7 protein-coding genes are annotated in these 6,192 nt (G+C 68.3%); 4 read left to right on the top strand and 3 right to left on the bottom strand.

Translation table 11 applies throughout. The annotated features are described in order from the left end of the window. Positions 1 to 66 precede the first annotated feature (66 nt). Complete coding sequence (locus WC971_03440) at positions 67 to 486, top strand: hypothetical protein (protein MFA5843865.1); 420 nt, start codon at positions 67 to 69, stop codon at positions 484 to 486. On the opposite strand, the gene selB is transcribed toward WC971_03440, so the two are convergent. Genes selB through WC971_03455 form a run of 3 tightly spaced genes read right to left on the bottom strand, consistent with a single transcriptional unit; the run spans position 483 to position 3,401 of the window. Next, positions 483 to 2,390 carry a selenocysteine-specific translation elongation factor gene (selB, locus tag WC971_03445; GenBank protein MFA5843866.1) on the bottom strand — a complete coding sequence of 636 codons (1,908 nt, stop codon included), beginning with the start codon at positions 2,388 to 2,390 and terminating at the stop codon, positions 483 to 485. The genes WC971_03440 and selB overlap by 4 nt on opposite strands. Further along, positions 2,387 to 2,791 (bottom strand): HEPN domain-containing protein, encoded by a 405-nt coding sequence (locus tag WC971_03450; protein ID MFA5843867.1) that lies wholly within the window; start codon positions 2,789 to 2,791, stop codon positions 2,387 to 2,389. Before WC971_03450 ends, selB begins: the two co-directional genes overlap by 4 nt. Further along, entirely contained in the window at positions 2,775 to 3,401 is a 627-nt protein-coding gene (locus WC971_03455; protein ID MFA5843868.1) for a nucleotidyltransferase domain-containing protein, read from the bottom strand. Before WC971_03455 ends, WC971_03450 begins: the two co-directional genes overlap by 17 nt. Before the next feature lie 158 nt (positions 3,402 to 3,559). Here WC971_03455 and WC971_03460 point away from each other — a divergent pair, with 158 nt between their 5' ends. The 3 genes from WC971_03460 (at position 3,560) to WC971_03470 (ending at position 6,047) form a co-directional block, all read left to right on the top strand. Further along, positions 3,560 to 4,522 (top strand): integron integrase, encoded by a 963-nt coding sequence (locus WC971_03460; GenBank protein MFA5843869.1) that lies wholly within the window; start codon positions 3,560 to 3,562, stop codon positions 4,520 to 4,522. Between the two features lie 191 nt (positions 4,523 to 4,713). Then, positions 4,714 to 5,277 (top strand): hypothetical protein, encoded by a 564-nt coding sequence (locus WC971_03465; GenBank protein ID MFA5843870.1) that lies wholly within the window; start codon positions 4,714 to 4,716, stop codon positions 5,275 to 5,277. A gap of 272 nt (positions 5,278 to 5,549) precedes the next feature. Next, the gene (locus WC971_03470; GenBank protein ID MFA5843871.1) at positions 5,550 to 6,047 is read left to right on the top strand and encodes a hypothetical protein; all 498 of its coding nucleotides are present in this window, start codon (positions 5,550 to 5,552) and stop codon (positions 6,045 to 6,047) included. The last annotated feature ends 145 nt before the right edge of the window (positions 6,048 to 6,192 follow it).

Raw genomic sequence — 6,192 nt, forward strand, 5'->3', positions numbered from 1 at the left:
CCGCTCATGTCGGCGCCCGATGATGGGGAGAAGGCATACCGCCGACTAGCGAAGGAGTCTTTCATCATGAGGACGAAGCACATCACACGCGGGCTCGCGCTCGCTCTGACCGTGGCCGCAGGGATGCTGACCATGGCCGCCGTCGCCAACGCCGCCCCCGTCATACAGCCCGGCGCGACGCCTCCTCACTCTTGGGGCGGGACGTGCACGAACTGCCACACGTACGCGACGGTCCCAGTGCCGGTACCCGTGCCGACGGCGACCCCCGCGCCCTCCCCGACCCCCACGAGCGTCGCTCCTCCGACCTCAACGCCCGCGCCGGGCCACGCCGTGCGTCACGACGGCCGCCACGATAACGGACATCACTACGCCTACGGCCGGAACCACGCCCGCCAGAACCAGCGCCGTGCCGAACACGCGATCGCCGAAGCCGAGCGTCGCGCGCGGCAGCACCGCAATGCCGCGACCGAGCGCGACAACGACTAGCGGCTCTCGCGCAGCACCCTCGCGTCTCCGTCACGCTTGGTGAGACCTTGCGCGTCGAAGTACTCGAGCAGCGGCACGACGTACTTGCGCGAACTGCCGAGCACGTCACGAGCGTCCTTCGCGAGCATGGTCCCGTGCTCGCGAAGGAACGTCTCTATCCCCGACCTGGCGCGCGCGATCGCATCGGCGTGGAAGTGCATCTCACCCGAGAGCCGCACGACACGCCCCTCCGCGACCAGCCTTGTGAGCGCCTTGCGCGCGACGCCCGCGTCGATGCCCGCCTCGGCGGAGAGCTCCGCGACGGTCCCAGGCGCGAGACCCTGACTCGCGAGCAGCGCCTCGAGCGACGCGACGGCGGCGTCCGCCGTCGCCAGAGCCGACACCGCGGCCTCGGGATGGCGCGCCACACCCTTCTCCACGGCGGCGATCCCGCGCGAGACCGCGACGCCGAGCAGCGCGTCGAACGTGCGCGGCTCGAGATGGCGGTCGACCCTGTCGCGCAGCGCCGCGACCGCCATCCCCGTCGCCTTCGGCTGCGACGCGTGGAAGGCGCGCAGCTCCCGCTCGAGCATCGCCAGCAGCGCGGCCAGCGCCGCGGGGTCGGCGAAGAGCGTCTCCCCGCCTACCTTGAGCCGCTCGAGCCCCGCGGCGTTCAGCGCCTCGGCGACGGCAGCGCGCGGGACGCCGAGCGTCGCCGCGACGTCGGCGGAGCCGAGCGGCACGCCCCGCGCGGCGAGCAGGCGCACCGCGGCGCCCGCCACATCGCGAGCGGCGAGCGCGTCGAGCAACGCGCGCTCGAGGTCGCCGATGCGGGTGCGGCGCGGCGGGCGCACGTCGAGGACGACGCCGCCGCCGATGGTCCACATCGGCGAGTACGAGCGGACGATGAAGCGGTCGTCGTAGCGGGGCGCCAGCGGCTCCTCCAAGCGGACCTGCGCGTACGCCGTCCCGCCGGGGAGCAGCTCGTCGCCATCCATGAGCAGCACGCGGCCGAGCACCTCGCGCGTGCCGTGGTGGACGTGCACGCGCGCGCCGGAGCGGAACGGTTTCTCCTCCGCGGGCAGGTAGGTGAACCGCGCGTCGAAGCGGTCGGTGACGGTGAGCGTACCCGGCGCGGCGAGGACGTCGCCGCGCGCGACCTCGTCGCGCTCGATGCCCGCGAGGTTGAGCGCGACGCGCTGGCCCGCGCCCGCGCGCTCGACCGCCTTCGAGTGCACCTGCACCGAGCGCACGCGGCACGTGCGGCCGGAGGGAAGCACCTCGAGCGGGTCGTCCTTGGTGACGGAGCCGGACCACAGTGTGCCGGTGACGACCGTGCCCGCGCCGGCGATGGTGAAGACGCGGTCGACGGGCAGGCGCGCGGGTAGCGCCGCCTGGCGCGAAGGGGTGCCCTGCGCGACCTCGTCGAGGACGGCTCGGAGCTCGTCGAGCCCCTCGCCCGTGCGCGACGAGACCGCGACGATCGGCGCGCCCTCGATGGTGGTGCCGCGCAGCAGCGCCTCGACGTCCGCGCGCACCAGCTCGAGCCACTCGGGGTCGGCGAGGTCGGACTTCGTGAGCGCGACGACGCCCTTCGGGATGCCGAGGAGGTCGACCACCGCCAGGTGCTCGCGCGTCTGCGGCATCACGCCGTCGTCGGCGGCGACGACGAGGAGCACGACATCGATGCCGGTCGCGCCGGCGACCATCTGGCGGACGAAGCGTTCGTGACCCGGCACGTCGACGACGCCCATCGAGCGCCCGCTCGGCAGGTCGAGCCGCGCGAAGCCGAGTTCGATCGTGACGCCGCGCTCCTTCTCCTCGGGCAGGCGGTCGGGATCGGTGCCGGTGAGAGCCAGGACCAGCGAGGACTTGCCGTGATCGATGTGCCCGGCCGTGCCGAGGACGAGCGAGGGGGCGGTCATTCGGGGAACCCCGAGATGATGCCCCGCACCGCGACACCGACGACCTCGGCCAGGCGCAACGCCACGGCGGCGTCTGCCGAAGTGGGCTCTTCCCAGACGGTGGGATACCGGCCGACGACGATCCACTTCGTGAGTTCCTCTAGTTCGCCGTCGGTGACCTGCTCCGAGATCGACCGCCCGGTCAGCGCGCGGAGTTCGACGAGACCGTGGATCCGCGGAACATCGCACCCGCCTGCGACGAGCACCGCCTTCAGGTACTTCTCCGCGGCTTGCTGGCAGAAGGCACACACCTGCATCGGAAAGCCGTCATCCTCGCCGGCGAGAACGCGTGCGGCGTGCAGGTCGGCGTCAGCATAGTCCAGCCAACTGCGAGGGTCTTCGGGGTCACGCCGATCGCTCATACAACGTCACTCCCTCCTCCACGGCATCTCGGACGACGGACGCACTGGCCGTCCGCTGTGCCTCGATGTCCTCCGGATCGGTCGGGATCACGTCTAGGCCGATCGTCCGCCGGCCCACCGCGGTCTTGATGTCCACCATCGTGCGGCCGCGGTCCTTAAACTTCGGCAGAACCACCAGAAGGTCCACATCGCTGCCCTCGTCGGCAGTGCCGTTGGCCTGCGAGCCGAAGAGCACGATGCGGATCGGATCGAAGCCGGTCACGATGGCGTCGACCCACCCGCCCAGCGCCTCTGCGACCTCCGGCCGCAATCCCTCGATCTGGGCGATGCGGGCGCCGTACTGAGCGGACGGCTCGGCGGCGACGAGGCCGGCCACCGGCCCCGCGAACGGGTGGTCGGCCACCAGCGAGATCTGCCTGCGACCGCGCGCGTCGCGCTCGCTGGTCACCAGCCCTAGATCCTCGAGCCGCTCCACCTCGCGCTGGACCGACGCGATGCCTCCGCCCGCCGCGCGTACGAGAGCGCGCAGGTGCAAGCGCTGCTCGGGCGCCACCACCAGCGCCGCGATCATGCGCGCGCGAGTCTTCGAGCCGAGGAGTTCCGAGAGCATCGTGTACCACCTTCGGGTACGGCTTGTTGTACCACATCATGGTACAGCAACGTGCCGGCACGCGCATCCCCTCGAGCGCCGCTCGATCAGATCCCGGTAAGAACGCGGGCGCACACTGCATCGTGGCTGATTATGCCCCGACGACCGAGGGAGCACCCATGGACCCGCCCCGTTTGATGGACAGCGTGCGAGAGGCCCTGCGCTCGCGCCACTATAGCCACCGCACCGAGGACACGTACTGCCTCTGGATCGAGCGCTTCATCCGATTCCACGCCCTGCGGCATCCTGCCGACATGGCCGAAGCGGAGATCAACGCGTTCCTCACGCACCTCGCAATGGAGGCGAAGGTCAGCTCATCGACGCAGAACCAGGCCCTTTCCGCGCTGCTCTTCCTGTACCGGCACGTGCTCGACCGGGGGATCGGTGACCTGGGCGACGTCGTGCGCGCCCGCAAGCCGAAGCGCCTGCCGGTCGTCATGACGCGGGACGAGGTCCGCGCCGTGCTGGCCGAGATGGACGGCGAAGCGTGGCTGATGGCGTCGCTGCTCTACGGCTCCGGCCTGCGCCTGATGGAGTGCCTGCGCCTGCGGGTGCAGGACGTCGACCTCTCGAGGACCGAGATACTGGTCCGCAACGGAAAGGGCGCGAAGGACCGGGTGACTATGCTCCCCGAGTCTCTGAAGGTGCCACTGATGGAGCATCTGAGACGCGCGAAGACGGTCCACGACCGCGACCTGGCCGACGGATGGGGTCGCGCGCCGCTCCCGGAGGCGCTCGACCGCAAGTACCCCAACGCCCCGGCGGAGTGGCGCTGGCAGTGGGTCTTCCCGCAGGAACGCCGGTGGAGGAACGCGGAGACCGGAGAGCAAGGCCGTCACCATGTCCACGAGACGATACTCCAGAGGGCGGTCAAGGACGCCGTGCGACGGGCGGGAGTCGTGAAACACGTCGGGTGCCACACGTTCAGGCACTCGTTCGCGACACACCTTCTCGAAGCCGGATACGACATCCGGACCATCCAGGAACTGCTCGGCCACAAGAGCCTGAGCACTACGATGATCTACACCCACGTGCTGAACAAAGGCGGCCACGGCGTGAAGAGCCCGATGGACGCGCTGTGAGCCGGGATATACAGACTGTACTTGCCATCGAGCGTATCTAGCGAGACGCCGGCGAAACCGCTGGTGACGGCTGGATTCCGGAGACCAGCCGTCTGAGACGGTGACGTCTTATGCAGAAAGTGGCAGTCTGTGCACGTGGATAGTACAGACTGTCCAATCATTGTTAGCGGGACAGAGCTTGAGGAGGCGATATGCGCGCAGTGACAGTCGTGGTCGCTGCTGTGGTTGTTCTGCTCCTCGCCGCATGTTCGGCGCCGGGCGGTGTGTCGGACCTTGCAGTACCGGGCGGAGAGCCGACTGCGTCTACTTCGGCGAGCGGGCCGCCTTCAGTCGACGCGTCCAGCACTGACGCGTTGCTGGTCGCCGCTTCAAGAGCCAGCTCTGCGCGGCCGGTCAGAATCGTCGGCTACGAACTTGTCTTGTGGGAGAAGGGACGGCTCGACTTCGAGGTATTCATGACCAAGTCCGGCCGTCTCCTCACTCCGCAGCGTCTTTGGGGAGCTGGTCCGGAGTTCGCTCCTTTGGAGGAGAGGCCGCCGGCCCGCGTTCGGCCCGAGAGCGAAGCAGAACGGCAGGCGCAGGAGCATGCCATCTCGAGGGCACTGGAGTTGTCTGTCGCTGAAGGCTGGGGGTCCGATGAGGCGATGGTGCGGATCTACCTGCTTGAGGACGCCGCAGGTGATCAGTTCCTCCTCTCGCCGGACGGCACCAAGATCGTGAAGGCGCCTGTACTGGAACCTTGGGGTGAGAGGTAGCGAGTCTGCGGCTGCCCGCTAACAACGATTTCGAGCTGACTCGCTACGCTCGCAGCTCAAATCGAACACGTTGGGCAGACCTAGGATGATCCGTATGCAGGATCTGCTACTGCCGGGATGTGATGTGCGCCCGAGTTTCGGTCGGTAACGTGGCTGGCATCGACGGGGTGAGGCTCTGTCCACGCGGGGGAATAGAGAATGGCGCATGCGGCGCACATGCGCGCTTGCAGCAGAGGAAGGCTTCTGGGAAGCCTACGCAAGGGGGATGCAGAGTGACTGAGTTTGTCACCGTCAAACAAATCGGAGAGATGGCAGTTGGCGGCGATGTCGCTGCGCTGACTGAAGCGTTCAGTCTCGGTGACTGGGATACCCGTGAGACGGTCATCGTCGCGTTCGACAAGATGCTTGCCGCAAAGGGAACGGCAGCTCGGATAGGCGAGCACGGGGATGATCCGGAGGTTCGGCGGCAGGCACGGTCGGCTCTGCACGACATCGTGAGCCTGTGTAGGGCGGAAAGAAGCGGGGGCTCCTATCGTGACAACTGCATCCGCACTGGCGAAAGACTCCTCGAGGGGCTAGACGTGGAACAACCTGGCAACGGCGACGTAGTGGGCGCTAGTGCCAGCGAGCGACCTGCACTGGAGAAGAAAGAAGGGCTGGCGATTCTGGAGGTAGGCGCGTCGCGCAAGGGCTGCCGTGAGGCACCTGCAATCGGCTGCCCAACAAGCGCATCGGTCGCCGCGAGGTTAGAATCGTCCCGAAGCGCGTGAGCGCCGCTCATGCGCAAAACGTTGATATGAGATGGCCGGTCAAGCGAAGTTGGCCTCACGGGGCTCTCGATCGTGGTTCGAGAGGTGCAAGCGGGCGGGCACATGGGAACGGCGCTCGACCATGCTGATATCCGGGGATTTCAAC

This window comes from Coriobacteriia bacterium (assembly GCA_041658765.1).
Lineage (GTDB): Bacteria > Actinomycetota > Coriobacteriia > Anaerosomatales > JBAZZO01 > JBAZZO01.